Origin of the sequence: Coleofasciculus sp. E1-EBD-02, from assembly GCF_040218245.1 — a bacterium.
Classification (GTDB): domain Bacteria; phylum Cyanobacteriota; class Cyanobacteriia; order Cyanobacteriales; family Coleofasciculaceae; genus Coleofasciculus.
The window spans coordinates 25,550-50,147 of the sequence record NZ_JAVJQN010000169.1; the positions used below are offsets into that span (position 1 = coordinate 25,550).

Annotated in this window: 28 protein-coding genes and 1 pseudogene; 15 read left to right on the forward strand and 14 right to left on the reverse strand. The window is 42.9% G+C overall.

What is annotated here, in order from left to right; genetic code table 11:
- Positions 1-267 precede the first annotated feature (267 nt).
- The 5 genes and pseudogenes from RIC07_RS26900 to RIC07_RS26920 form a co-directional block, all read left to right on the forward strand.
- Positions 268-831, forward strand: coding sequence for a hypothetical protein (locus tag RIC07_RS26900; protein ID WP_446397195.1), 564 nt, complete (start codon positions 268-270; stop codon positions 829-831).
- A gap of 12 nt (positions 832-843) precedes the next feature.
- Positions 844-1,266: a hypothetical protein gene (locus RIC07_RS26905; protein WP_446397196.1), complete on the forward strand. Its 423-nt coding sequence runs from the start codon at positions 844-846 to the stop codon at positions 1,264-1,266.
- Between the two features lie 23 nt (positions 1,267-1,289).
- On the forward strand, positions 1,290-1,742 hold the full coding sequence (locus tag RIC07_RS26910; RefSeq protein ID WP_446397197.1) for an HNH endonuclease: 453 nt from the start codon (positions 1,290-1,292) through the stop codon (positions 1,740-1,742).
- A gap of 155 nt (positions 1,743-1,897) precedes the next feature.
- Complete coding sequence (locus RIC07_RS26915; RefSeq protein ID WP_446397225.1) at positions 1,898-2,134, forward strand: type II toxin-antitoxin system Phd/YefM family antitoxin; 237 nt, start codon at positions 1,898-1,900, stop codon at positions 2,132-2,134.
- A pseudogene (locus RIC07_RS26920) lies at positions 2,131-2,226 on the forward strand (Txe/YoeB family addiction module toxin); the annotation flags it as partial. The gene RIC07_RS26915 and the pseudogene RIC07_RS26920, both read left to right, overlap by 4 nt.
- Positions 2,227-2,228: 2 nt before the next feature.
- Here the strand turns inward: RIC07_RS26920 and RIC07_RS26925 are convergent.
- Together RIC07_RS26925 and RIC07_RS26930 are read right to left on the reverse strand one after the other, a co-directional pair.
- Entirely contained in the window at positions 2,229-2,933 is a 705-nt protein-coding gene (locus RIC07_RS26925; RefSeq protein WP_446397198.1) for a TIGR02391 family protein, read from the reverse strand.
- 57 nt (positions 2,934-2,990) lie between these two features.
- Positions 2,991-3,680, reverse strand: a complete 690-nt coding sequence (locus RIC07_RS26930; RefSeq protein WP_446397199.1) for a Uma2 family endonuclease — start codon at positions 3,678-3,680, stop codon at positions 2,991-2,993.
- A 343-nt stretch (positions 3,681-4,023) separates the two neighbouring features.
- Here RIC07_RS26930 and bchB point away from each other — a divergent pair, with 343 nt between their 5' ends.
- Together bchB and RIC07_RS26940 are read left to right on the forward strand one after the other, a co-directional pair.
- Entirely contained in the window at positions 4,024-5,550 is a 1,527-nt protein-coding gene (bchB, locus tag RIC07_RS26935) for a ferredoxin:protochlorophyllide reductase (ATP-dependent) subunit B (RefSeq protein ID WP_446397200.1), read from the forward strand.
- Between the two features lie 213 nt (positions 5,551-5,763).
- The gene (locus RIC07_RS26940) at positions 5,764-6,462 is read left to right on the forward strand and encodes a ribonuclease III family protein (protein ID WP_446397201.1); all 699 of its coding nucleotides are present in this window, start codon (positions 5,764-5,766) and stop codon (positions 6,460-6,462) included.
- A gap of 63 nt (positions 6,463-6,525) precedes the next feature.
- Here the strand turns inward: RIC07_RS26940 and RIC07_RS26945 are convergent, their stop codons facing one another.
- The 3 genes from RIC07_RS26945 to RIC07_RS26955 form a co-directional block, all read right to left on the reverse strand.
- A complete protein-coding gene (locus RIC07_RS26945) occupies positions 6,526-7,149 on the reverse strand; it encodes a DUF4276 family protein (protein ID WP_446397202.1) in 624 nt (207 codons plus the stop codon).
- Positions 7,146-8,300, reverse strand: a complete 1,155-nt coding sequence (locus RIC07_RS26950; RefSeq protein WP_446397203.1) for an AAA family ATPase — start codon at positions 8,298-8,300, stop codon at positions 7,146-7,148. The genes RIC07_RS26945 and RIC07_RS26950 overlap by 4 nt, the downstream gene beginning before the upstream one ends.
- Before the next feature lie 161 nt (positions 8,301-8,461).
- Positions 8,462-8,731 (reverse strand): hypothetical protein, encoded by a 270-nt coding sequence (locus RIC07_RS26955; protein ID WP_446397204.1) that lies wholly within the window; start codon positions 8,729-8,731, stop codon positions 8,462-8,464.
- Between the two features lie 91 nt (positions 8,732-8,822).
- Here RIC07_RS26955 and RIC07_RS26960 point away from each other — a divergent pair, with 91 nt between their 5' ends.
- From RIC07_RS26960 to RIC07_RS26980, 5 genes are all read left to right on the forward strand, one after another.
- Entirely contained in the window at positions 8,823-9,053 is a 231-nt protein-coding gene (locus RIC07_RS26960; RefSeq protein ID WP_446380826.1) for a ribbon-helix-helix domain-containing protein, read from the forward strand.
- A 9-nt stretch (positions 9,054-9,062) separates the two neighbouring features.
- Complete coding sequence (locus RIC07_RS26965) at positions 9,063-9,218, forward strand: hypothetical protein (protein WP_446397205.1); 156 nt, start codon at positions 9,063-9,065, stop codon at positions 9,216-9,218.
- The gene (locus tag RIC07_RS26970) at positions 9,205-9,348 is read left to right on the forward strand and encodes a hypothetical protein (protein ID WP_446397206.1); all 144 of its coding nucleotides are present in this window, start codon (positions 9,205-9,207) and stop codon (positions 9,346-9,348) included. The genes RIC07_RS26965 and RIC07_RS26970 overlap by 14 nt, the downstream gene beginning before the upstream one ends.
- Before the next feature lie 123 nt (positions 9,349-9,471).
- Positions 9,472-9,723: a UPF0175 family protein gene (locus RIC07_RS26975; protein WP_446397207.1), complete on the forward strand. Its 252-nt coding sequence runs from the start codon at positions 9,472-9,474 to the stop codon at positions 9,721-9,723.
- The gene (locus RIC07_RS26980) at positions 9,716-10,198 is read left to right on the forward strand and encodes a DUF3368 domain-containing protein (RefSeq protein ID WP_446397208.1); all 483 of its coding nucleotides are present in this window, start codon (positions 9,716-9,718) and stop codon (positions 10,196-10,198) included. The genes RIC07_RS26975 and RIC07_RS26980 overlap by 8 nt, the downstream gene beginning before the upstream one ends.
- 153 nt (positions 10,199-10,351) lie before the next feature.
- Here the strand turns inward: RIC07_RS26980 and RIC07_RS26985 are convergent, their stop codons facing one another.
- From RIC07_RS26985 to RIC07_RS27010, 6 genes are all read right to left on the reverse strand, one after another.
- Positions 10,352-10,981, reverse strand: coding sequence for a type I restriction endonuclease (locus RIC07_RS26985; RefSeq protein ID WP_446397209.1), 630 nt, complete (start codon positions 10,979-10,981; stop codon positions 10,352-10,354).
- Between the two features lie 760 nt (positions 10,982-11,741).
- Positions 11,742-13,688 (reverse strand): Hsp70 family protein, encoded by a 1,947-nt coding sequence (locus RIC07_RS26990; RefSeq protein ID WP_446397210.1) that lies wholly within the window; start codon positions 13,686-13,688, stop codon positions 11,742-11,744.
- 106 nt (positions 13,689-13,794) lie between these two features.
- Positions 13,795-14,694, reverse strand: a complete 900-nt coding sequence (locus tag RIC07_RS26995) for a hypothetical protein (protein WP_446397211.1) — start codon at positions 14,692-14,694, stop codon at positions 13,795-13,797.
- Between the two features lie 208 nt (positions 14,695-14,902).
- Positions 14,903-15,679: a PEP-CTERM sorting domain-containing protein gene (locus tag RIC07_RS27000; protein ID WP_446397212.1), complete on the reverse strand. Its 777-nt coding sequence runs from the start codon at positions 15,677-15,679 to the stop codon at positions 14,903-14,905.
- Positions 15,680-15,971: 292 nt separating this feature from the next.
- Positions 15,972-16,781 (reverse strand): PEP-CTERM sorting domain-containing protein, encoded by an 810-nt coding sequence (locus RIC07_RS27005; RefSeq protein ID WP_446397213.1) that lies wholly within the window; start codon positions 16,779-16,781, stop codon positions 15,972-15,974.
- A gap of 386 nt (positions 16,782-17,167) precedes the next feature.
- Positions 17,168-17,557 (reverse strand): hypothetical protein, encoded by a 390-nt coding sequence (locus RIC07_RS27010; protein ID WP_446397214.1) that lies wholly within the window; start codon positions 17,555-17,557, stop codon positions 17,168-17,170.
- A 176-nt stretch (positions 17,558-17,733) separates the two neighbouring features.
- Here RIC07_RS27010 and purB point away from each other — a divergent pair, with 176 nt between their 5' ends.
- From purB to RIC07_RS27025, 3 genes are all read left to right on the forward strand, one after another.
- A complete protein-coding gene (gene purB / locus RIC07_RS27015; protein ID WP_446397226.1) occupies positions 17,734-19,029 on the forward strand; it encodes an adenylosuccinate lyase in 1,296 nt (431 codons plus the stop codon).
- Positions 19,030-19,044: 15 nt separating this feature from the next.
- Positions 19,045-20,301 (forward strand): glutathione S-transferase family protein, encoded by a 1,257-nt coding sequence (locus RIC07_RS27020; RefSeq protein ID WP_446397215.1) that lies wholly within the window; start codon positions 19,045-19,047, stop codon positions 20,299-20,301.
- Between the two features lie 64 nt (positions 20,302-20,365).
- Positions 20,366-21,160, forward strand: coding sequence for a DUF4058 family protein (locus RIC07_RS27025; protein ID WP_446397216.1), 795 nt, complete (start codon positions 20,366-20,368; stop codon positions 21,158-21,160).
- Positions 21,161-21,307: 147 nt separating this feature from the next.
- Here RIC07_RS27025 and RIC07_RS27030 read toward each other — a convergent pair whose 3' ends face one another.
- The 3 genes from RIC07_RS27030 to RIC07_RS27040 all read right to left on the reverse strand — a co-directional run bounded on the left by RIC07_RS27030 (position 21,308) and on the right by RIC07_RS27040 (position 24,291).
- Positions 21,308-22,036, reverse strand: coding sequence for a hypothetical protein (locus RIC07_RS27030; RefSeq protein WP_446397217.1), 729 nt, complete (start codon positions 22,034-22,036; stop codon positions 21,308-21,310).
- Positions 22,036-23,217: an AAA family ATPase gene (locus tag RIC07_RS27035; RefSeq protein WP_446397218.1), complete on the reverse strand. Its 1,182-nt coding sequence runs from the start codon at positions 23,215-23,217 to the stop codon at positions 22,036-22,038. The genes RIC07_RS27030 and RIC07_RS27035 overlap by 1 nt, the downstream gene beginning before the upstream one ends.
- Before the next feature lie 312 nt (positions 23,218-23,529).
- Positions 23,530-24,291 carry a MinD/ParA family ATP-binding protein gene (locus RIC07_RS27040; RefSeq protein ID WP_446376262.1) on the reverse strand — a complete coding sequence of 254 codons (762 nt, stop codon included), beginning with the start codon at positions 24,289-24,291 and terminating at the stop codon, positions 23,530-23,532.
- Between the last annotated feature and the right edge of the window lie 307 nt (positions 24,292-24,598).

Sequence of the window (24,598 nt, forward strand, 5' to 3'; positions counted from 1 at the left end):
TTCACGAGAAGTTTCTTAACCCGCCCCTACAGACGCACCATGCCCGACTAGCGAAGTGAAGAGTCACCACTTATAGCAGTACGCTCTCGCGTAGTTAAAGTACAAACGTTCTAACGTACTCTTGATAAAGCCTCCATTTCTAATGTGTAAATACACGCCTAGCGTAGCGCTATACCTCCCTTCGTTGCGCCACATACCTTGAAAAGCTGTCTTCTGCTATACGCTGCGTGAGGTATAGTGAAAATAAACCTCTGAAGGAGAAGGTGAATGCCAACCAAGAGTACTCTTCAAGATGCACTGAAAGCTAAATACAGCATTAATAAGAACATTACTCAATCTTTATCTGCGGTAGAGTGTGAACAGTTATTGACCCTGCTACAAGACCAACCGACTGCAACCAAGTTGGTTAAGTCATTCATTGCTAAAAATGAAGAACTTAGCCAAAATAATCGTAACTTTGGTCAGCAGCGGAGTCAGGCGCAGAAAAAGCTCAAATCTATTCAGATAGAAAATGAAAAGTTAGAGAAGGATATCACAGCGCTCAAAGATCGAAGGGGTCGGCTTTCCCAGGAACAGCAAGAACTTGAAGAACAAATTAAGCAGTTATCGGAGCAGAATCAGACATTATCGGGCAAAGTACAAACCCTAACGACTCACAACGATGAATTGATTGACGCTAACGAACAACTCAAAAAAGATAACAAAGATTTAAAAAATATTGTTGACCAAATTCGACTGCGGTTAGCGCGAGATACCAAAATGCTGTTGGAATATGAGGACAGCGAGATTCGCAAAGCATTGATTAGACTGTTTCGGTGGACGTTAGGGTAGGGACAAATTAGTATGGCAAGCCCAAAAAAACAAAGTCGCACATTTAGCGGTATGAGCTATCGCGAAGTCCAGCGATCAAATTCAATTCGTCGGAGTAAATTGCCGAAAAATCATCAAATCTGGCTCAAAGAAAATGGGTATAAAAATGTTGGCTGGGATAATGTAATTCAGCTCTATCAAAAAATTAATGAGTTACTGAATCAGCCTGACGCGGATGATGAACCAACGTTAGAAGAATTGTTCTTAGAAGCCGATCGCATCGGTAAAAAATACCAAACGCCTGAAGAAATAGAAGCTTTTAATCAAGAAATGGCGGCGGAAGTGAATGCGGTATCAGACTTAGTTGACCAGCAATTTCCAGAAACGGAGGTTGAAGTAATTGATTACAGTCAAATATCTCGTTCCTCACGGCAATCTCGCTATAAAAATCGCTAAATTAAGTCACAATCCTATCGATCATGAACCTTGAGTATAAAAATCTCGAAGATCTATTTAAAGTAGCCGATAAGGTTGGTAAAAAACGTTATCATAAACTAACTCACCAAGATTTAGAAGACTATCGCAAGTTTGATTACTGGCGCTATATCAATGGTAGTGCTGAATGCGGCACAACTCAAGAGAGTAAAGACTGGGTGAAAAACAACTCGGATTGGCATTGTCCAATTTGTGGTAGCCGATTTGCTCATGTGGGTGGGAGAACTATCGATCACAAACTTCCGCGATCGCAATACCCCTGGCTGTCCTTAGACTTTAGAAATCTGTGGGTTATTTGTCGGAGTTGTAATCGGGAAAAAGGTGAAATGCACTGGTACGAGTACGAACATTATATGTTTATTCACTATCCTAATCGCTATCAAGACATCCAACTATTTCGACCCAGGCAATTGCTGAAATCGTTGAAGGCAAATTAATAAAGTCAGCACATTAAACCATTAGGGTTAAATCATAACTGGTAAATTGCCGCGTTTTCGCACCACTCGACAAGTCGTTTCGCCACTAGAACGCTAAAATCATGAATATGATAGATCCAAGTGTAAGTAGTTTAAACTTGACCAAGTTGATGTCGATGATCCCTATTCATAAAGCCAAACAGCAATTGCAAGATTTGATCGATGCCGTGAGTCAATCCCATGAGCCGATTGTGATTACTTCAGGAAGTAGCAATGCGATTTTACTGTCTGAAGCCGATTGGTTAGCAATTCAGGAAACGCTGTATCTACTTTCGATACCGGGAATGCGGGAATCAATTCGTGCGGGTTTGGCAACTCCAATTGAAGAATGCGATCGGGAGTTGGAGTGGTGACTTGGCAACTTGTCTACACAAAACAGGCTCAGAAGGATGCTAAGAAGCTATCTCAAAGTAATTTACGAGACAAAGCGCAAACACTACTTGATTATCATCGCAAATCCTCTAACTTTTTAAGCAAAAGGTTTACAAAGACAATGAAAGCTCCTCCTTCTTCTGGAGTTGGATCGACAAAACGATGGGCAGAAGGATTACGAAAAGCACCAACAATCCCTGCATACAGATCTCGATATCCTTGCCTCTCAGCATCAACTGGAAGTTTGGATGCTAAAGTACCCTTGTTACTAAAAACATTATTGACAAGAGCTAGACCAACACAATTAGTATCTGATATACCACCAACATCTCTCAGGCGATTTTCTAAAACTCGACAAGCATTATTTACAGCCGTGTCCCATGATGTATTTGGGTCAGCACTTGCAGCACCTAAAATCGGTAAGCATCGCTGTTTTAACTGCTCATCTAGATTAGTTATATCTGCTAATGGTGTTAGATGCTCAACAAAGGATGTATCTGGAGCATCGAAATTTGTATTAACTGCCTTATAAGCTTTGCCAGTTAAGGTACATCGTAGGTCATTCTTGCCTATGTCTTCGCTCAAAAGTAAGCCCTCCGCTTTAAGCGCTTGAATGGCTCCCTTTTTTATCTCTGGTAGTGGTTCCTGTCCACTGTAACCAGAAATGCATGGACCCGAAAAAGTCCAACCGATCATAAATTCTTCAGATAGCTGTTTTTGATTGACCTGTTTGACAAACCATCGTAGAAGCTCTTTTTGGCTATCCGTCAAGTTATACATTAGTTTAACGTTCACTATTTCTTCACAAATACTATTATAGTGAGCAAACTAATTTCCCTATTGCTGTGTCAACTGTTTAACAAAGGCTTTATGTTGCGGTGAAGCTAAACCTTCTTGCAACACCGACAACACCGTCGCCATATTTCCCGCTAACAAATCACCTGCAGCTAACCACAATCCGGGAAACACTCGACTCCGGATCACACTCCCGTCATCCACGGGTAACGATACATACTCACCCTGTTGCAAGTAAAACCAATCAAGCCTCCGTTCACACACTTGCCAAACAATATACTCTTGCACCCCATTACGACGATACGCCCGTTTCTTATCATGCAAATCAATCGCCACACTACTCGCTGCAATCTCGGCTACCAACTCCGGCGCACCCTCAATATAATCATCTTCACTGAGTCTGGCTTGTCCACCTGCATTTTCATCAATTAACAGTACCGCATCAGGTTGGGGTTCGTTGTCCAAATCTAAACGAACAGTAGGTTCAATCCCCAACTCAATCCCAGATGTCGCCACTTGATAATTGCCCAGCCATAAGATTAAATTGGCGTGAGGTTGACCATGACTTCTAAAACGCAGTGCAGCAGGCAAGTAAACAACTCCTTCAATGAGTTCAGCTTTTTTGAGAGAATGCATCCTGTTGTAACGACGCTCAAATTCATAACGATTTAAGCGATCGCCGCTTTCAAGCGCTGGAGGTAAAGACTCTTGTGGGAAAGAAGTTTGAACCATAGATTGCTGTTGTTGCTAGTCTGTTGATGTCTCTATCCCTAGATCCTATCGGCTATTACTCCATAGAATTGTTAAGCGTGCAACGGGAACGTTGAGGAATTTCGCGAAAGTTTAAGAATGATTGCAATAAACAACAGTGAAGTTGTTTTGCCTGGAGGCTGAATCCCAGTTACTAAAGGGGTTTTGGCGATTTCCCAGCCATGACAATCCGCGTTAATACCTACTCACGAAATGCGAAAAGTCTGAGACAATCAGAAACGACTTGAAAATATAGACTCATCGATAACACTGCCCATTCGTCCTCAATCGGGCTTTGTGCAACTAATACAAGGGAGAAACTCGTATGAAATTAGCTTACTGGATGTATGCAGGTCCGGCTCACATTGGCACTCTCCGCGTTGCCAGTTCGTTTAAGAATGTCCACGCGATCATGCATGCACCACTGGGCGATGATTATTTTAACGTGATGCGATCGATGCTGGAACGGGAGCGAGACTACACCCCAGTCACCGCCAGCATCGTAGATCGACACGTTTTAGCACGGGGTTCTCAGGAAAAAGTGGTGGACAATATTGTCCGCAAGGATAAGGAAGTCACCCCGGATTTGATTGTATTGACCCCCACCTGCACCTCCAGCATTCTCCAAGAAGATTTGGCTAACTTCGTCGAACGCGCCGAACTTGAAGCCAACAGCGATGTGATGCTGGCGGATGTGAACCACTATCGGGTGAATGAACTACAAGCCGCCGATCGCACTTTAGAACAAATTGTCCAGTTTTACCTGAAGAAGGCGAACAAAAAAGGAGAATTACCCGAAGGGAAGACAGAAAAGCCTTCAGTAAACATCATTGGCATTTCTACCCTCGGCTTCCACAACCAGCACGACTGCACCGAATTGAAGCGGTTAATGGCTGATTTGGGGATTGAAGTAAACGAGGTGATCCCAGAAGGTGCTTCGGTTCACAATCTGAAGAATTTGCCTCGCGCTTGGTTTAATTTAGTGCCTTATCGGGAAATCGGTATGATGGCGGCGCGTTATCTGGAAGCCGAGTTCGATATGCCTTATGTGGATATCACGCCGATGGGTGTAGTGGAAACAGCACGTTGTATCCGCAAGATGCAGCAGGTACTCAATGAGCAAGGCGCTGATGTTGATTACGAGGAGTATATTAACAATCAAACGCTGTATGTGTCCCAAGCGGCTTGGTTCTCCCGTTCCATTGACTGTCAGAATTTGACTGGGAAGAAAGCCGTTGTCTTTGGTGACAATACCCACGCCGCCGCGATGACCAAGATTTTGGCACGGGAGATGGGGATTCATGTGGTGTTAGCGGGAACGTACTGCAAGTACGACGCGGACTGGTTTAAGGAACAGGTAAGCGAGTACTGTGACGAGATCCTAATTAGTGATGATAACGGCAAAATTGGCGATGCGATCGCGCGGATTGAACCGTCTGCTATTTTTGGCACTCAGATGGAACGCCATGTGGGTAAGCGGTTAGATATTCCCTGTGGTGTGATTGCTGCACCGATTCACATCCAAGACTTCCCCATTGGTTATAAACCATTCATGGGTTACGAGGGGACAAATCAAATGGCTGATTTAGTGTACAATTCCTTTACCTTGGGAATGGAAGATCACCTGTTGGAAATCTTCGGTGGTCATGATACCAAGGAAGTGATTACTAAAGGGATTTCCGCTGATTCTGACTTGAATTGGAATAAAGAAGCGCAAACTGAATTGAATAAGGTTCCAGGTTTCGTGCGCGGTAAAGTGAAGCGGAATACAGAGAAATTTGCGCGGGAGCGAGGGTTTAGTGAAATTACCCTTGAGGTGATGTACGCCGCTAAGGAATCTGTAGGCGCTTAGAAGGACTTCGCGATCGCACGCTGTAGTAGAATGAGAGTGTTTCCTGGCTGGGGACACTCTCATTGGTATAGAAGTAGGGGTTGGCGGAAAATGACACAGAGTAATTCTGATAAGGTAAACTTTATAAATTTGAGGAATAGAAAAAGACTAAAATGTTTTGAGGATAGAAAAATACGAAAAATACAAGATTTCAGGAATAGAATAAAAGTTTTCATGAATGATCAAGAGTTGCGTCAGTGGCTTCAAATAAACTTGAAAGTAAATCCAAAAGATTTAAACGTATATAGAATGGCAATTACCACTCGACAGTATGAAGTTCTGGAGTTTTTTGGGGATTCGGTACTGGGTTTTATGGTATCTGAGTATTTAATTAGAAAATTTACTGTAGATCAACCAGGATGGTTTACTAATGTTAGATCTCAACTTGTAGAAGATAAAAATTTATCTCTGATAGCTAAGAAAATTAACTTAATTTCTGTGATCACTATTCCCACGACAAGCAGTAGAGAGCAAATTAGTGATAGAGTAATAGCTGATGTTCTAGAAGCTTTGATAGGAGCCATTTATTTGGATCAAGGCTTTTCCAAATGTAGAGAGGTTATTACAAGCTTATTTGAGTTAGATCGAATAAGTCCTCCATATAATACAAAAATGGTAAATACAGAAGCAACTGTTGTAGATATAGAAAATCCCATTTCGGTTCTACAAGAATTGCTAGCAAAATATGGTAGTTCTCCACCTCAGTATATTGAGTTATATAAACAAGGTGCTGATCATCTACCAGTATTTACTATCAGAGCTACCTGTAAATTTAGAGAACAAAATTTAGTAGTAGATGGCAGTGGAAGGGCAAAAAAAGAAGCAAAGAGGAATGCCGCTCACAAACTACTTGCCCTAGTACTTAGCTTATAAAAAAAGTCTCAGATTAACTGAATAAGGCAATTGGGTGAGGAGTCTCAGACAGAGAGATCGCAGCTACGGGATTGCATCTCCTCCAGACAAAGACAGAATTGTATTGATAAAAGCTTTTAATTCGGAACAAGCTTTAATAGCATCCATCAGATCGTTTTGCTCTAAGATTTTTTTGGCATCACGCGCTTTATTATAACTTCGAGAACTTTTCCCTAATTCAAAGATTTCTTTAATTCGCTGGGAAGGCGGATTATCATGATTAACTTTCTCAGGATTGCCACTGGGAGCCGACTTATTATGTTTAGCCAGTTTCTGAATGGTTGACCAAAACGGTAAAAGCCAAGCTTCAAATTCATAGGACGCAGCATGGGGATAAAAATTAGGGTTATTTCCCACCCATTCCCTCATTTTTTTCTTAGCATCTTCTGCATCTTCAAAATCTCTAATTCCTTTGGTATCTGTATAAACGTCTGTCAGTGCAATGACAACATCATAACCATCTTTACCACTCAGGAGTTTTTCAACCTGACGTTTGAGTTTATTTCCTTTAGGAATACGACCACCCGCTCCAGATGTGACAAACTTTAGTTTGGGCATCTGTTGGGGTAAATACCGCTTGAGGAACTCGATTAGGATTGGCTTAAACGCTTTTTCAGTTGATCCTTCAACTAAAATTGCAATCTTCATGGACGCCCTCCCATTAGGTTCATCGCCCATACTTGGTCTAAACTATACTCTTCCAACCACTTCTCTAAATCCAGAGAATCTGCCCACGTTAGAGTCGTTAATCCATCTTCGGCGTCACACACCAATACTTCCTTCGGTTCCAGAAATCGGATGAGTCTATCTGAATGCGTTGCCACAATCAGTTGAGTTCGTTGAGCAGCTTCTCGCATGACATGAGCTAACAATTGGAGCAACTCTGGATGTAAACTAACTTCGGGTTCATCAATCAGAGTTACAGCGGTTAAATCTCGGCTTTGTAGGAGTGTCACCAACCACAAAAAGCGCAATACTCCCTCAGATAATTGGTGCATATAGAGAGGTTCTGAGAAATTTTTATCTTTCCATGTCATTGCCAAAGTACCTGCTGCTACGGGCGGAAAACTCAATCGTTCAAAATCGGGAAAGGCAGCAGAAAGGGTATCTTCTATGATTTCAAATCGATCGAAATCGGTTTCTCGCAGATAATAAAGGCAGGAGACTAAATCTTCTCCATTGGCTCCAGGTAACGTGGCTGGACGCAGGGATTGAGGCAAACGAACGGGACTTTTAGGGGCAACATTTAATTCCCAGGATCGGTAAAAACTACAGGAGGCTAATCGCTTTCGTAATGTCTCCGGTTGTTGATACATTTTGGGAACCTGAGACAGGGATGTTTCTAAGGGATTATGTTCCCAATTCGGGCGCAATAGTCCGCGTTCCTGTGGCGTGGAATATTTGACATCTAAGCCACTTGAATCAATGTAATTGAAGGCTTGTGGGGCATGAGGATCACGCTGTTGAGTCAACGTTTCTAGACCAATTTCATAGAACTGACCTTTGAGATTTATTTTGAGGTTGTAGTTTAGGGGGAGTTCATCTGGAACAGACATGGACAAGGCGATAGCTAAACTATCCGTCTGGTTACGTGTCACAATATCACGAAGACCACCTAATTCGGAAATAGTGGATTGTAGTTGACCGTTTGCTGACGCGGCTAGGAGTGAAAATATCTCCAAAAAAGATGTTTTGCCTACTCCATTGGCACCAATCATCACCGTTAGAGGGCGCATATCCACTTGTACAGAAAACAAGCGACGGTATCCTTCGATGGTTATGTGTTCAAAGAAGTTCATATCTGGATTTATTGCACTTGTTTATATTTACTGGAATGATTAGACTAATCGCATCATATTCCTATTTAATCTGAATGTCATGCATATTAAGATAAACAGCCTTGGGTTCAAACCCAAGGAACCCAAAGCTAAAGTCAGTTAAAGCTGACTGAACAAAAGTTTTAGTCGATTGGGTCAAAGATAATGGTCAATCGAGCAGTCGGAATGAGTTGTCGCAGAATTCGCACATGACCATCGGCATCAGACCAACGGCGATATCGACCCATAACGACTCGTTGGAAATTTGGCAGCAGATTAACCACAATCCAAGGCTTGAGACGGTCTTGATATAGCATAATGAAATTATCTCCTATGTAAGTGGGAGCCAGAGCCAGTCCGATGCTTTTCCAGGGCGCGGGACTGGCTTCTGACTTTGAACGTTTCGCGTTCATTTTAAGAATATCACAAAAATAAATAATCTTAAATTATAGCGTACTTTGGGCTTTTTTTGTAGCTAATTTGTAGCTAACGCCCTATTTACGAGTGCAGACCTATAAGATTAAAAGCGATAATGAACGTCAACTGTTGGTAGTGAGCAAACGTATTCACGTTACAATTCCCGACTATATTTATGAAACTTTAGAGCAATGGGCAGACAACCAAGGCAGACCCAGAGCGAGTTTGGCTGCCTTTCTGATTGAGGTAGCTGTATTAGAAGCTCAAAAAACCGGACAGATACCACCCAAGCGAGAAAAACCAGATAAAGGCAGATAAGGATGATTTATGTCAACTCAGCGCGAATGGATAACTAACAATCGCATCCCCTGGTTTTTGGGTCGAGTGTTGTGCGGTGTGAGTTTGGGACTGACTATTGCTTGTCAAGCAGAACCTCCCTCTGGGGTGAATTCTCCGGGAACGTCTGCGATTGTACGAGTTTGATAATATCGTGCTTCCCAGTGGCGATGGTCAAGATATGATTGTGATTAGTCTGGCTAAAGGAACTGGCAATGAGGCGGCGTATCAACAGGCGTTTGAGCGAATTCAGGGGATATTGCAACTCTTGCAGTAGTAGGATTGTGTCCTGTGGGTTCGATGTATGTCCAACTTGTAGGTTGGGCCCTTGGAACGAAACCCCACAAGCGCGGGTTAGCGTGAACATTATGTTAAAGACAAAATAGTTGCTACAGAAAAGATGATGACTCAGCAGATTGTGATTAACGTGCCAGAATCAGTATTGCAGGCTGAAAACACTAATAAAGATGCATTTGCTCGTGAACTGTGCCTCTTAGCAGCGGTTAAATTATATGAATTGGGTCGCTTTTCATCGAGTCGAGCAGCAGAATTGGCTGGAATGTCGCGGGTTGAGTTTCTGATGAATCTGGGACGCTACCAGGTTTTTCCGTTGGAGGCGGAACTACAAGACTTGGAGAGCGAGCGTGCCTGAAGCGATTAGCAATACTTCACCATTGCTGTATTTATATCGAATTAATGCCCTGGATTGGCTACCTGAGCTATTTAACGCAATCTGGACTCCGAATGCAGTAGTGCTTGAGCTACGAGAAGGAAAACAGAGGGGTTATGATGTTCCTGTTCCTGATGACTATCCCTGGTTGCAAATCGTTGAACCACAATTTATCCCACCTGAATTAACCACTTTGGATTTAGGGAGAGGTGAGCTTGCAGCTTTGGCAATGGCTCTAGAAACCCCTAATCGCATTGTGTTGTTAGATGATGGATTAGCACGACGCGCGGCTCAAGCTTCCGGCTTAACTGTTTGGGGAACACTCAGGGTTTTATTGGAAGCAAAATCCCAAGGCTTAACTGAGATCATTACACCACTGGTTGATCAACTCCAAGACTCAGGCATGTGGCTCTCAGAGGATATTCGTAATCGAATTCTGAATCTAGCAGGTGAGTGAAGTGATAACACTTAATTCGCTCAAGGTATAGTACTGTTTCTGGCTGCATCACCTCCAGTAGATACCTCAAAAAGACTTTGATATGACAATTATTTTGGTGTACGAATAACCGCCAGTAGGGTGCGTTAGCGCTAGCGTAACGCACCAACTCACTCATTCACCCCCTAATTGACTCAGACGCTTGATAATTTTCAAAACGCTGTAGAGTTCATTCCCTCGATTGTCAATCACAAACTCATCCGATAACGCATACTTCGGCGTTGCTTCTCGAACTAACTTGACAAACCTAAAATTGACGCCGTTGGTAATCATGCCAAACGTGGGTGTTTCCGGGTTGGGGTCAGCTAGCATATAAGTCAGAATTTGGGCTAACCCTTCTTCGATAGAGAAAACCGTTTGCTTGGATTCGATAACCGTAACCCAGAAATTTTGTCTCAGAACCAGGATATCAATTCTACCTTCGATAACAACACTCTCATCCTCTGCTCGAATCTCCAGGGATTTTTCCGCTTTGATGTGAAAGGGAGACAGATATAAACCCGCAATAAATAAAAGCGGACTGACAATTGTTAATTTAACAACATTCTCTAACAATGGCGGGTATTCGACTAAATTAAAATATCCCTCCTGCACCCGATCAAGTTCTTGTTTCTCTATATCCGTTAATTCAGGGAGATTAGTTTGCCATTCCCCAAAAAACTGGTCATCCCGAATGCGCTGAAGACCGAAGTTGTCAATTAGGTAGCGTAAATCTATTCTTTGGGCTTTTAGAGTTTCAACCATAAGACTTCATTTGTGATCACGTTGAGTAATAGCCGATAGCTGTCACAAGATATCATGTAGAGACTAATCTGGCACATCTGACTAGCAAATTTCACCTCAATCCTTGTTCACGCAAGATTTGGAGTGTGAGGCTATATAATAGCTTAGCGTTATTGGTCAAGATATCTGTAGGGGCGACCCGCCGTACAAAATCAACATAACCCATCCATCAATTTTATCGGGTCGCCCTGCATCAAGTATCAGTAATTATCTGACACGGCGTACATTGAGACCAGGGCGAGTCGAGACAAGTTAATCTTCACACCGCTATATTTGAACAGCGACTCGCCCCTACAACCTTTGCCATCCCTATCATCTCTATGACGAATTCAAAACCTGTAAAATCTATTTTACCATCGTAGGGGCGCACAGACGTGCGCCCGGAAAACCTATCAAATTTATTTTCAGCTATGGTTAATCTGGGCGGGTTTTGTTGTTCCGTTATCGTAGGAGGGCGGGTTTTGTTGTTCCGTTATCGTAGGAGGGCGGGTTTTGTTGTTCATTTATCGGTAACTATCTAATTGAATCCCTAAACCCGCCCCTACAAATTTTCCCTAAACCCGCCCCTACAAATTGTTCCTAAACCCGCCCCTACAAATTTTCCCTAAACCCGCCCCTACAAATTGTCTCTAAACCTACCCCTGCAAATTGTCCCTAAACCCGCCCCTACAAATTTTCTTTAAACTTCAACGAATGCGTGATTATTATTTCCTAGGGTTCTCTACTGAATTAAAATTACTGCCTCTTGCGCCTTTGCATTGAGCGCTTTCTTCAACTCTCTCCCCACCTTATTAATCAATTCATCAAACGCCTCCTGATTCTCAATCAATTGTTCTCGAAACACCTTCTCTAACTCCGGCTTCATTTGCTCGCACGTCGAGTTAATCTTATTATCATTCAACAGAAACTGACGACTCCAACTGGGAATATCTAACTTTGTCTTAATCGCTTCCTGGGTTTTGCTGCGCGTGATTTCCACACCAGCCGCCAGTACCGAAATCCCATAAATGACTAATAGGGGCCAAGCCAAATGCCCAGTTAAAATCAAGGCAATAATCCCCCCAACCGTTCCTCCACCAATCACGAGATTAACAATTAATAAAACCGTATCCGCCAAGATAGCATCGCCCACGGAGATTTCGGGATTAACCACATCCGGATCAATCCCTTCCTCAAATCGTAAACTACTTCGGGGTATCTGATATCTTTGACAAATTGGATCAGTTTCTACTGATAATTCGGGTTGAATCTTGCTGTTAAACCAGGTGATTGATTGATTTTTGACAATCTGTCGGGCGGATTCAGTGCCATTATTCCCCAGAGAATCATTCTTAATCCACGCCTCCGCCTTCTGCTTCATCCGAGTTTCCAAGTCACCTAATGTCCGGATTTTATTCATGCGCCAGTCTTGTAAACTGGGTTTAACCGCGTTGTCAATTAACCCCTGGGATAGCGGTTTAATCAGCAGTTCAATTAACTCAGGAATATGGCGTTCAATAATCGATTTGAGTTTCTCAGAATCAAACCGTTGATCCACTTCTTTTTTAAACGCTTCCGCCCGTAAATCCCACCGTCCAACTCGTGCTAATCCTAGAGCGATACACCGTTCTGGTTCAGGATCAGGACGCACCTGGGTGGCAGGTTCGGGGAAAATTTCTTCACAAATCTGACGGGTAAATTGCATCCGTGATGCACCCCCTGTCATTAATATAACTTTTGGAGTTATTCCTTGTTTCGCTAGAGTTTCTTTTGCCTCTATGACTGACTCTCGAAAGGATTCAATCCAACTTTTTCCCTCTAATTCCGTTAACGGTTGGTTTAATATCTCCGTCATGACGGTTTTATTGACTTGGGGAATAAAATAAATCTGTTCGTTAATCGATTCAAAGCCACGGGCAAAGGATTGGGGATGGCTGTAGAGTGGTTCGTTAGAAAAATAATCTTCCTTGGCTTTCCGGCTAGCCAGTAGACAACGGGATTTATGATGGGGATATTCCTCAAACACCCATTTTAATAAGGCGGTATCTTCATAGTTCGCCACAGTTCGCTCAAAAATTGCTCGGTCAATCAGGAAGGCACCTAAGGTATTGCTACCAAAATCCAGAGGTATTTCATGTAAACTCTTGACTAACGTAAAATCAGTTGTAGACGAGCCAATATCAATAATTAGTACCGCCGATTTAAGCTTATCATAGTCCAACTTCCCCGCTTCCTTTGCCTGCATAAATGCCGCCCGTGATTCGGGAACCACGCTGAGGCGGGGAATTCCGGCGGCTTTACAGATGGTTTGGTAATCATTGCGATCGCGCTTTGACCAGCCGGATGGACAACCGACGAAAAAATGACTCTTTTCTTCCCCTTCCAGTTGTTTGCTTTTTTGCAAAAGTCTGTAGTAGGTTTCTAGAAAATGACGGATAGTCTTACGGTAATCTAGATCCGTATTCGGTTTTTGTTTAAAGGCAATATCCAGTTGAGTTACACCCACTTGAATTAAAGCCTGTTCCCCCACCAAATAACCCAGATCCGGATGCCAGCCTAAGGCAGTAATTTGCACTTTCTTATTATTCACCTCCAGCATTTCTGGGGGGTCAATGCTCTCCACTAGCGCTTTAGCCACGGCTGTTTCACCGTGTCCTAAATCAAATCCAATGGTCTCTAAAACGTGCATATTATCTGGAATAATAGGAGATAATGGGGACCTGTTTAGGGTTGAAATACTTTCGTTGTGTTCAGAGTTGGTCAAAGAAACTACATCAGTCATAATTAATTATTTATTAACGTCTCGGTTCAATTACCCGTCCCCGCCGCAATAGGCGATCGCCTTTGACTAAAGCGGGCGCAATTGTAATATACTCGTTAGCATTGGGGTTGATACTTGGCTCGAAGTCAAAATACTCCCGGTGACTCTTGACATCATCCGGTTGATAGAGTTTGGCTTCAATCCCCTGCTCAACCAAAATTTGGGGTATAAGTTTAGTCAGTTCTAGCGCCATCTGGGGCTTTTCTAGAAATGATGCGCCTATCAACCGTTGTAGCAGATTTAATAGTTCGGGTTGTTCCTCAATTGCATTCGCCTCGACGGTTTTCTTCCCATCTTGGGCTTGAGCAACGGCTAAATCAATGGTGTTGAGCGCCTCGGCTATATTGTCTAACAAGACTTGACTATCGATTCGTAGGGTAAGCTGAGAGGCGGTTGATTCAGGTGTGTCTGTAGGGTTTTCTAGAGAACTTTTATCCAGTTGAGAGACAACCTCAAGCCCAACCAACAACGCCATCAGCAAAATATCTAACCACACTCCGGGCGCATCGGAACTCAAGTTGAACAGCGAATCCAAGATACCGATACAGAGAAGTCCCTGAAGAACTTTGAGAATCAGGCGTTTGGGAGACAACTGTCTCCCTGTTTGGTCCTCTGACTCCGATTCTGGGGGGGTAACCCGCATCGGGTTGGTTGGATTCGCTGCTGCTAGCGTCGCCACAGACTGGCGCAGTGCATCCAGGAAAAAAGCCGCCAGACGCACTTGAGAGACACTCAGTCCCCCAATGTAACTGCTTTCCAGAGTATTGAGTTGGTTTTGCACCAGCATCACCACCTGTTCTGGATTCGTGGTTTTATCGATCGCGCCTTGCAGTTCCTGCCGTTGTTTGCTAAAAAGCGTTAGTAATGTGGTCATCGCCTATTGTGAGACTGTGGCACTGCTTCTAAGTGATACTCTAAAGCAGTTCTTCGTTGTGTGGAATACTCTCCTAAGCTTATAGCTTATCGTTGATGGTTCATCCTAGGTAAACCTCTGGCTGTGAAGTCATCCCAACAACATTGTAGAGACGTTGCATGCAACGTCTCTACACAGAGGTAAAGGTTATGAGACAGGAATGAATTGACTAACGCCGCCGTGACTGTTGTTTCTTGAACAAAGCGCCAAATCCCAAAGCCAACCCTGATCCCAGAATCGTTAGGGGTTCAGGTACTGCATCATAAGCGTGGTTATCGCTTTCAAAGGCGAGGGTTTCATCATCACCCAGTTGAGTCAACACAACCTTATCAAACCATTGATCTGATCCCTCAGCCGAGAAATTCATATAAGGATTGTTAGATTCCTCTGTTTGATTATCTCCCCCAACGCCAGGTCTCACTCCCAAACCGACAAAATCATCAGGCGTAAACCGGGCTAAACGGGTATCACCTCGGAAAAATTCAATTTGATTACTCGAATCCATAGACCCCCAGTGCATCCCCCAATAGCTGGAGGGTTTAGGTAACTGAATTGAGACTTGCTCGATGTCTTCATCATCCGGAGAATTGGTCGGTAGTGACAAGTAAGCTGACGTGTTATTTTGGGTTGAACCGGAAAAGGGAACTGCCCCTTTTGTTTCTACAAGTTCGCCACCGTTGTTAATCACTAATGCGTCGTTTGGAGAGTACGTTGCTCCTTTTTGATTAACAGCACCAACCTCTGTAAAGTCAAGGTCAGGCGCATCATTGAAATCAATCACCACAGCACCAGGTCTACTGGTAGTCAGTCCTTCACTTCCGGCTGGGTTACCTTTGAGTTCACCGCCCGTGGTAATTGTAAAACCACTGAGAGAAATAACCCCTATCATAGCGGTTGCTGTAGCAGCCACGGTAGTGATGATTGATGCATCCTTATTCATTGTCATCGGTTTAGCAAGCTCATCTAGTCTTTATAAAGAGAACTTTATTTGTTCCTCTAGGTAGATGTTAATTTAATAAAGCTGGCTTTTAGGTGAAGCTTCAGTGAAGATAGCTGTCTTGATATCAGTGTTTATATAAAGATTTGGTAAAAGGAGAATTACTATTGGTTGGGCGAAGTCGGGGATCTAAATAAAACTCTGATGTTTATCCATCCGTTTCAGTCATCCACACAGCATTGTAGAGACGTTGCATGCAACGTCTCTACAAAGAAGCCAGCGTGATGAGAAAGGAGTGAATCTACTGGCGACGCCGTGACTGTTGTTTCTTGAAGATAGCGCCAAATCCTAACGCCAAGCCGGAACCTAGAATGGTCAGAGGTTCGGGAACAGCACGAAAGGCGTGGTTGTCGGTTTCAAAGGCAACACTAACGTCTGAACCCGTTTCACTGAGTACAACTTCGTTAAACAATTGTCCGTCAGCAAAGAAGTTAATGTAGGGATTACTCTGTGGATTGTCTTGGTTTTGTGGTCCGGGTTGGACGACTATATTATTTGGGAACAGATCCGCTAAGTTTTGTCCGGTAAACAGTCCAACCCTTGTTCCCCCATTGAAAAATTCAATTTGATTAGTCGCGTCAAGGGAACCCCAGTGTAGACCAAAGTAGTCAGATAGCTTAGGTAATGTAATCGTGACAGAGCTAGGACCTTGTGATGGCGATGTCGGAAGTGTTAAGTAAGGTGAAGTGTTTTTATCCGGACCAGCGAAGGGAGACACACCGAGCGCTGTGTTATTCGGACCCGGAAGAATAGCATTACCGTTGTGGTTAACGACAACGACAGCATCACCAGGATTGTAAGTGGCTCCCTTTTGATTTACACTACTAACATTGACTTTATTTCCAGAGGTCGCCGAAGCGTCATTGAAATCGATAGTCGTGACGTTTCCAGATACAATATTAGGATTGTAGAAAAGACCTGTAGTGCCATTAGAATTTCCTTTGACTCCTCCAAGGGTAACTGAAACAGCACTGGCTGGATTAACACTTAATGTAGTAGCGGCTATCGTTCCTACTACAGCCGCCATCGAGAAGGCTTGAGTAGATTTCATAACTTTATTCATTATCACAAGCTTTCGTTGAAGCTGATATAAATTTATCTCTATATATAGATATTAATTTGATAAAGCTTCAAATTTATGAAGCTTGTGTAAAGATTGATACAGAAAATGCCGAGATTATATGAAGATTGGATGAAGACCCAAGCAACTTTATCAAAATTTCACAAAGCTCTCCCGTTCGTAGTTGCGTTTTAGCGCCGATTCCCGCCAGCACCAGCCAAATCCCCGACTTCTCTGAGAAATCGGGGATCTTGTTCTTTGAACCTGAAGGGGTGACAAGGGACGTGAAGGATAGGTAGGGTGTGGGGTGTAGGGGGTAGGGTGTCGGGAAGATGCATCCTTATTTAGCTATCGTGTCACCCCTTAAACCTTTGAACTTAAGGAACAACTACAGAATCATTCCCCTTACCAGAATGGTGGATACGCCTCATCACCCAGAACCACCCTCCTCGCAGGAAACCCGCCATCGTTTGCGGGGAAAGACTTGCCCAGGCATTAATCCCCACACAGATACACGCTAACCCTAATAAGATGAACGTGGGCGCCATCACCACCCCAATCATCAACCATGTCCAAACATGGAGAACCATCACCCCAGCCGGAATATAAGCAAGTACAGTAGCTAACCGCACCTGACGTTGAGAGCGCTGGAGTCCCGTCAAAATCATCGTCTGTAGCGTCAGCAGTAAGTTCAATGGAACTAATCCCCCACAAATCGCCACACAATGGGCGCGGGAGAATTCAAGTATGGAAGTGAGATCAAACATGGAAATATTGCAATAGGTACTTTTGCTAGTTTATCCTGCAAGTCCTAAAGATACCTGTCCAGAAAGGCGGACTTATATCACCCAATTACAAAGCTTTTACAATCCAACTGCCAAAAAAATGGAATAAACCAAAGCACAGTTGTACAATATGACGGTTGTATTGGGCAATACAGGCATTGATCGAGCGCTATACCTTGCCTGAAATGGGCGAACTCTGGACGGATACCTATAAGTTCAAAACCTGGCTACAGGTGGAAATTGCAGTTTGTGAGGCAAAAGCGGAATTGGGTGAGATTCCGGCGGATGCGGTTGCGGAAATTAAAGCGAAGGCAAATTTTGACGTCGATCGCATCTTGGAAATTGAGGCGGAAGTCCGTCATGATATGATCGCATTCCTGACGAATGTGAATGAGTATGTGGGGGATGTGGGGCGCTACATCCACTTGGGATTAACCAGTTCTGATGTTTTAGATACGGCTTTGGCATTACAACTGGTTGCCAGTCTAAATTTAATTGTGGAATGCTTGGAGCAACTAATTCAAGCGATTCGCTATCAGGCGCAACAACATCGCTACACCGTGATGATTGGGCGATCGCACGGAATTCATGCGGAACCGATTACCTTTGGCTTTAAGCTGGCTGGGTGGTTGGCGGAAATTCTGCGACACCGCGATCGCCTGGTGAATTTGCGTCAACATATTTCTGTGGGTAAGATTTCAGGTGCAGTGGGAACCTACGCCAATACTGACCCCCGTGTGGAAGCGATCGCCTGTCAGAAGCTGGGACTTGATCCAGATATGGCATCAACTCAGGTTATTTCGCGCGATCGTCATGGTGAGTTTGTCCAGCAGTTTGCCCTGTTAGGGGCGTCTTTGGAACGCTTTGCAGTAGAAATTCGCAACTTACAACGCACCGATGTTTTAGAAGTTGAAGAATTCTTTGCCAAAGGACAAAAAGGTTCTTCCGCCATGCCTCATAAGCGTAACCCGATTCGGTCTGAACGCCTAAGCGGGATGGCGCGGATTCTTCGGGGTCATGCGATCGCGGCATTGGAGAATATGGCACTATGGCACGAACGAGATATTTCTCACTCCTCTGTGGAACGAATTATCCTGCCCGATACTTGCATTTTGACCCACTTTATGATTCATGAAATGACTCATTTAGTCAAACACCTATTGGTGTACCCGGAAAACATGAAGCGGAATCTGAATCGGTATGGAGGCGTAATCTTTAGTCAACGAGTCATGTTAACTCTCGTAGAAAAGGGAACCAGTCGAGAAGACGCCTACAGTATTGTCCAGTCTTGCGCTCATCAGGCATGGAATCAACCGGGGGGAAATTTCCGGGAACTCATCGCCCAAGATGATCGTGTTCAAAGTCAGCTAACACCGGATGAAATTGAGGACTGTTTTAATCCCCAACATCATTTTCGCCATCTCGACGAGATTTATCAACGTTTAGGCATTTAAGAAAGGTGATGGAATATGTTAGTTCAGGAAACCTTAAAAAGTTGGCAAGAACTCTTGGAACTTGCCAAACCGAAAGCATCAGTCAAATGGGAACTTAGACCGGGCAAAAGTCCTTCGACTGTATCCATTTCGACTCATCTTGAGCAAATTACTCACGGGCAAAAAGCGCCCGTCTTACTGTATCGGGATACCAATGCCTGGTGTCCCTTCTGTGAGCGAGTTTGGTTTGCTTTAGAAGAAAAAGAAATTCCCTTTGATGTTGAGTTAATCGACTTGCGTAACAAGCCCAAATGGTACACAGATATGGTGCCGACAGGACTTGTCCCGGCGGTGAAAATTTCTGGGGAATTGGTTTATGAGTCAAAAAGTATCCTCTTAGCCTTAGAGGAAAAATTTGCAGCTTTGCCGTTATTACCTCAAGAACCAGCAGCAAAAACCATTGCCTTGGAGATGATAGAAGCCTGTGATACAGGGGAGTTTATCAAAGCGGGCTTCCAATTTCTCCGAGGTAAACCATTCACGTCTAATGCTCAAGACGAACCTGAAGTCGATTTAGACGTTTTACGGACACAATTTGAAACGAAATTAGATGAGGTTGAACAGGCTTTAGGTCAATATACAGGTGCATACTTTCTGCCAGAGTTTAGCTTGGTGGATATTATGTATACACCAGCTTTAAAGCGTTTGGATGCCAATTTACCCCTATTCCGAGGCTATCAGTTACGGGAAAATGAACGGTTCCCGAATCTACGGCGCTGGTTTAACGCCATCTATCAGCGTCCGGCGTATCAGAAGGTACAACCGGATGATAGAACCAACAATTTAGTCATGCAAAAACTCTTTGGCTTACAACCAATAAGCCAGGGACACACAACTGTCCCCCAAACTGAAACCACTCAGACAAATGAAGGACGATGGGAAGCCGCTGCTCGATTGAGTGATAACCACAAAATTATGATCGCCGATATTCTCAAAAATTCTGGGATAACCGCGTGGACTAATCCAGAGACTTTACCGATGCTGGAGGACTATGTTGACTTTTATCTCAAATTGGTTGCCAATTATCTGGTGAATGAAAATACGGCTTTACTCTCTAGTAAACCTGTTAATACAAAGGAGGGGGATGGTACTTCGACAGAAGCGATAGGAGCAATTACTCTTTCCTATTTGAGAAATCGTGTCTGTGTTCCCCGTGATATGAGTGCTGGTGCAGCAACTGCATTACGGAGTGCCATAGATACAATTTTAGCTTCTCTGTATTCCTTTACTTAGTTCACCCAGATATGAATAAATCTGCACTCTTGTACAAATGACGAATGACGAATGACGAATTAATATGCCTTCTCCATTTCCCGGCATGAATCCTTATTTAGAACATCCTGACTTTTGGGTGGAAGTTCACAATCGCTTGATTGTAGCAATTTCTGATGTTCTAGTTCCCCAAGTTCGTCCTAAGTACCGAGTCGCGATTGAAAAGCGCATTTATCAGATTAACCAAACCGATGGGGATAGTGGAGTTTTGCTAGGGATTCCTGATGTTACAGTCAACAGAAAACCGAATGATCCCGATAACCAGGAATCAACAGTCGCTGTTGCCCCACCTGCCGAACAACCAACCACTGTAATTGTACCCATACCCGAACAAATCAAACAAGCATATCTAGAAGTGCGAGATGTAATCACAGGGCAAGTCGTGACAGCCATTGAAATTCTCTCCCCCGTCAACAAACGTGCTGGAGAAGGACGAGAAACCTACGTTAAAAAACGGCAGAAAATGTTTGGGAGTTTGACCCATTTAATTGAAATTGACTTACTGCGGCAATGGCAACCCATGCCGCTATTAAATAATACAATTCAGTCAGATTATCGAGTTTTGATCAGTCGTCAAGAACGTCGTCCTCAAGCAGATTTGTATGCCTTTAATTTGCCGCAGCCAATTCCCGCGTTTCCGATACCTCTGCGCGAAGACGATAGAGAACCTGTAGTGGATTTACAAGCATTGCTGCATCAGGTTTACGACCGAGCCGGTTATGATTACACCATTGATTATAGTCGAGAGCCGATACCTTCATTGTCAGAAGCAGATACCCTTTGGGTCAATAATTTGTTGCAGGAACTCCAGTTACGATAGCTGCTTTCTTCTCCTTTCTAAAGACACGCAAACAATAGAATAAATTGAGAATATGTCACCTTTAGTCCTCCTGTAGGGGCGACCCGCTTGCACCAATTAACAACTATATCCACTCAATTTGATCGGGTCGCCCTTTACTCAAATCGGTCAATAATCCTGCTGAGGTAATCCAAGATTATTCAATACCTCATCTAATCTGTCTTTAAATGCTGTAAGACTAGGCATATCTACTATTTTGCTAATATCTAGGTTGCCTTGATCAATCTCATCATTCAGTAACTCTCTTGTTGCTGGTTCACCGAGATGTTCCTCTAACTGTTTTTTCAAGGAGTTAGGTGAATCATCATTACCTGACTCATTTTCAAGCGGCTGGCAATTTTGATAACGCTCACGCAAGGCACACAAAATCCAAGCTTCAGACTTGGGTTTGGGAATCATTGGAACACCATTTAAAAGTTGTTCAGCTTCAAAACCCTTCAACATAGATTGCCATTTATCTTGCCATTCTCCTCTATCAGAGCTTGCAGTACCGTCTGCATCTCTAAACAAAATTGGTATTACTTCTATTTCTTGTTGACAGCTTTCTTCCTTTGCTAATAAAGCTAAAGCTCTGGCATTTTTATAGAAATACCCTGTTTCTTTCTTGTGCTTTTTTCCTTTTCTGGAAAGAGGCTTTAGCCTAGTTTTAGCGATATCGGCTAATTTATTTTTGGAAACAATTTTATAACACTTTATATCAATTAAGGAGTAATCGCTACGTCGCATGATCCAACGATCAATAAATTTAGTCATTGATCCAATTTTATCCTCCTGAGTGCCTATATCAGATGATCCTTCTCCACTTAATAATAAGAACATCACCAAAATCCCTGACATTACTTTGTTTGTTTTAGGCTATTGATTTCTTGGTCAAGTTGAGTTAATAAGGTATCCTCATAAACTTCCCCTGGACCCATAACCGTTAATTTCTCTCGCATAGAAGGAATATCAAAGAGTCGCACAGCTTGTGTCGAGCCATTTTGCGTTTTGTATAGGTAAATTACACCGGCAGTGGCAATATCATCTTCGAGATAATTCAAAATCATTGGACTATGAGTTGTGACTAGCACTTGTGGAGGAGATTGAACTAAGCTATCAACGAGAAACTCAATAAGTTCTGGATTAATACCATTCTCTATTTCATCAAGCAACAAAAAACTTTGCTCTTTAGACAGTTGCGCCAAAATCGCCAGCATACGCAAAAAACCATCAGCTACATGGCGTGCTTCTGTCTTTAATAGAGTCTTTTTAAATTCCTCTTCAACTAGAAGTCTTTTCCAGCCAAAACGCAGTTTTTCTACATCAATTTTTTTGATTGTTGGATAAATTTTAGTCATTGTTTGTTTAATATCGTCTCGTTTGGCTTCCCCTATTTCATAGAGAAAGGCTGAAAGACGTTCACCACCCAATCCTAAACTATTTGTTGCTTCTCGTGTACGCTGCCTTAACAACTCAGGAGCCAAAAGATCTAATGCATTTATTTCTGCAAAAAATTTCTTTAGTTCAAGGGTTTGTGTAGTTAATTGAGATTCTTTAATCTGTGATAGTAATGAGCCTTGATAATCAAATGTGATAGTTCCAGATAATTTGTTCTCCCGCTCTTGCTTAGTCAAAGTCCAGATATTATATTTTCCATCTTCTACTTTTAGGATTAAATTTTTATTCCAATCTATACGTTCAGCAGTACAACGCAATGTTGTCCGGTTAAAGCTGGCAGACCATTTAATCTCAAAATTTTCATTATGGAGAAGAGTCAATTCAAAATCAATGTTATTTTTGCGAGTTAATTTTGAATTAATATCGGAGGGTTCCCACTGCCGTTTTTTTAACCAATCGTCTACATCGCCTTTAACCTGTTGAGATAAAAAATCAAAGAATTGTAATACTGTTGATTTACCTGAACCATTCAGTCCAACTAAACAGTTGAATTTGGCTAAAGGCAAATCAAAATCAACGAGTGATTTAAAGTTATCAACCCTTAGGTTGGTAATTCTCATATTCATGTCTTTTTCTGACATTATAGGGGCGATTCAGTTCATTTTAGACAACCGAGTAAAACAACTTATTTTGCTGAAAAATCACATAAAAATGCGTAGATTCCCCACCTTAGACTTAACCTGAATGGTACTTATTTAGTTTAAATCTCGCTGACTTTAGAGTTTGTAGCAAAACCTTGATATCTGGTAGGGTGGGCATTGCCCACCAGCCTATAATCAGCGTGACATTCGACTCTGAATGGTACTTATTTAATGGAAAGGGTACTGACTTTAGGGTTTGCCGTCAGTGATAGGATTTTTAGCGCTAAAGCGCAACTACGAACCGCCTTTTAATTACGTCATAATTTGCTGTGCCACTTTTTTCATTTCTAGGCTTAAAGGGTGACTTGGAAAGCGGACGCAAAAGACATCACCGCTAGCGAGTTGAATCATCTCTTCCGATAAGGGTAAAATACCTGCAACAGTAGCCTGATAGGTTTGTGCTATATCTTGCTCTAATGCCTTAAAGTCAAGGGCTTCATGGGCTTTATTTACCATTAACAATAATTTAGGCACTTGTAACTTACGTGCTACATCAACGGTGACAGCCGTTCCTTGAAAGTCCTGGCGGTCTGGACGTAGAATAATTAGCAATACGTCAGAGATGGTGATAGATAGTAGGGTTTCTTCATTTAAACCAGGGTGAGTATCAATGAAGAGATAGTCTAGTTTTAAGGCTTGAATTAAGTCCTCAAACCCGTCAATCAGCATATTCACATCATACCCTTCTCGCAAAATCCTGGTAATCTCTCCCATGCGAATACTGGACGGAATCAGATAGATTTTGCTATTGATTTTGCGGTTTTCTCCCAGGATAGAACTGACATCATACGCCGCATCTTGAATTTGACAACGCCCCCACAAGTAATCATTTAGGGCGTTTTTCATTTTGTTCTCATCGAAGCCGAAAAGAACGTGAATGCCAGGAGACTGGATATCAGTATCAACAATACCGACTCGATATCCAGCTTTAGCAACAGTCGCGGCTAGATTCGCTGTAGCATTTGATTTGCCCGTACCACCACGGAATGAGTGAATCGACACAATTTCCGACATTTTATACCTCTAGGATGTCGATTAGTTTTGACCCAACGCTAGGCTCAGGGAACCTGGTGTTTGTGTAGGGACGGGTTTCATTATTATCTATCATTTCTGACTAAACCAGATATGACTAAACCCGCCCGAACCGATTTGTTTAGGGGCGGGTTTTACTACTATCATTTCTGATTAACCCAGATGTGACTAAACCCGCCCGAACCGATTTGTTTAGGGGCGGGTTTTACTACTATCGTTTCTGATTAACCCAGATGTGCCTAAACCCGCCCTGGCTAAGTTTTGAGTTGATCTATCTTAACTCGACTGA

Bases quoted from the DNA above. Each gene is read 5' to 3' on its own strand.
- RIC07_RS26900 (WP_446397195.1), top strand. From the start codon at position 268: ATGCCAACCAAGAGTACTCTTCAAGATGCACTGAAAGCTAAATACAGC.
- RIC07_RS26905 (WP_446397196.1), top strand. From the start codon at position 844: ATGGCAAGCCCAAAAAAACAAAGTCGCACATTTAGCGGTATGAGCTAT.
- RIC07_RS26910 (WP_446397197.1), top strand. From the start codon at position 1,290: ATGAACCTTGAGTATAAAAATCTCGAAGATCTATTTAAAGTAGCCGAT.
- RIC07_RS26915 (WP_446397225.1), top strand. From the start codon at position 1,898: ATGATCCCTATTCATAAAGCCAAACAGCAATTGCAAGATTTGATCGAT.
- RIC07_RS26925 (WP_446397198.1), bottom strand. From the start codon at position 2,933: ATGTATAACTTGACGGATAGCCAAAAAGAGCTTCTACGATGGTTTGTC.
- RIC07_RS26930 (WP_446397199.1), bottom strand. From the start codon at position 3,680: ATGGTTCAAACTTCTTTCCCACAAGAGTCTTTACCTCCAGCGCTTGAA.
- bchB (WP_446397200.1), top strand. From the start codon at position 4,024: ATGAAATTAGCTTACTGGATGTATGCAGGTCCGGCTCACATTGGCACT.
- RIC07_RS26940 (WP_446397201.1), top strand. From the start codon at position 5,764: ATGAATGATCAAGAGTTGCGTCAGTGGCTTCAAATAAACTTGAAAGTA.
- RIC07_RS26945 (WP_446397202.1), bottom strand. From the start codon at position 7,149: ATGAAGATTGCAATTTTAGTTGAAGGATCAACTGAAAAAGCGTTTAAG.
- RIC07_RS26950 (WP_446397203.1), bottom strand. From the start codon at position 8,300: ATGAACTTCTTTGAACACATAACCATCGAAGGATACCGTCGCTTGTTT.
- RIC07_RS26955 (WP_446397204.1), bottom strand. From the start codon at position 8,731: ATGAACGCGAAACGTTCAAAGTCAGAAGCCAGTCCCGCGCCCTGGAAA.
- RIC07_RS26965 (WP_446397205.1), top strand. From the start codon at position 9,063: ATGTCAACTCAGCGCGAATGGATAACTAACAATCGCATCCCCTGGTTT.
- RIC07_RS26975 (WP_446397207.1), top strand. From the start codon at position 9,472: ATGATGACTCAGCAGATTGTGATTAACGTGCCAGAATCAGTATTGCAG.
- RIC07_RS26985 (WP_446397209.1), bottom strand. From the start codon at position 10,981: ATGGTTGAAACTCTAAAAGCCCAAAGAATAGATTTACGCTACCTAATT.
- RIC07_RS26990 (WP_446397210.1), bottom strand. From the start codon at position 13,688: ATGCACGTTTTAGAGACCATTGGATTTGATTTAGGACACGGTGAAACA.
- RIC07_RS26995 (WP_446397211.1), bottom strand. From the start codon at position 14,694: ATGACCACATTACTAACGCTTTTTAGCAAACAACGGCAGGAACTGCAA.
- RIC07_RS27000 (WP_446397212.1), bottom strand. From the start codon at position 15,679: ATGACAATGAATAAGGATGCATCAATCATCACTACCGTGGCTGCTACA.
- RIC07_RS27005 (WP_446397213.1), bottom strand. From the start codon at position 16,781: ATGAAATCTACTCAAGCCTTCTCGATGGCGGCTGTAGTAGGAACGATA.
- RIC07_RS27010 (WP_446397214.1), bottom strand. From the start codon at position 17,557: ATGTTTGATCTCACTTCCATACTTGAATTCTCCCGCGCCCATTGTGTG.
- RIC07_RS27020 (WP_446397215.1), top strand. From the start codon at position 19,045: ATGTTAGTTCAGGAAACCTTAAAAAGTTGGCAAGAACTCTTGGAACTT.
- RIC07_RS27025 (WP_446397216.1), top strand. From the start codon at position 20,366: ATGCCTTCTCCATTTCCCGGCATGAATCCTTATTTAGAACATCCTGAC.
- RIC07_RS27030 (WP_446397217.1), bottom strand. From the start codon at position 22,036: ATGTCAGGGATTTTGGTGATGTTCTTATTATTAAGTGGAGAAGGATCA.
- RIC07_RS27035 (WP_446397218.1), bottom strand. From the start codon at position 23,217: ATGTCAGAAAAAGACATGAATATGAGAATTACCAACCTAAGGGTTGAT.
- RIC07_RS27040 (WP_446376262.1), bottom strand. From the start codon at position 24,291: ATGTCGGAAATTGTGTCGATTCACTCATTCCGTGGTGGTACGGGCAAA.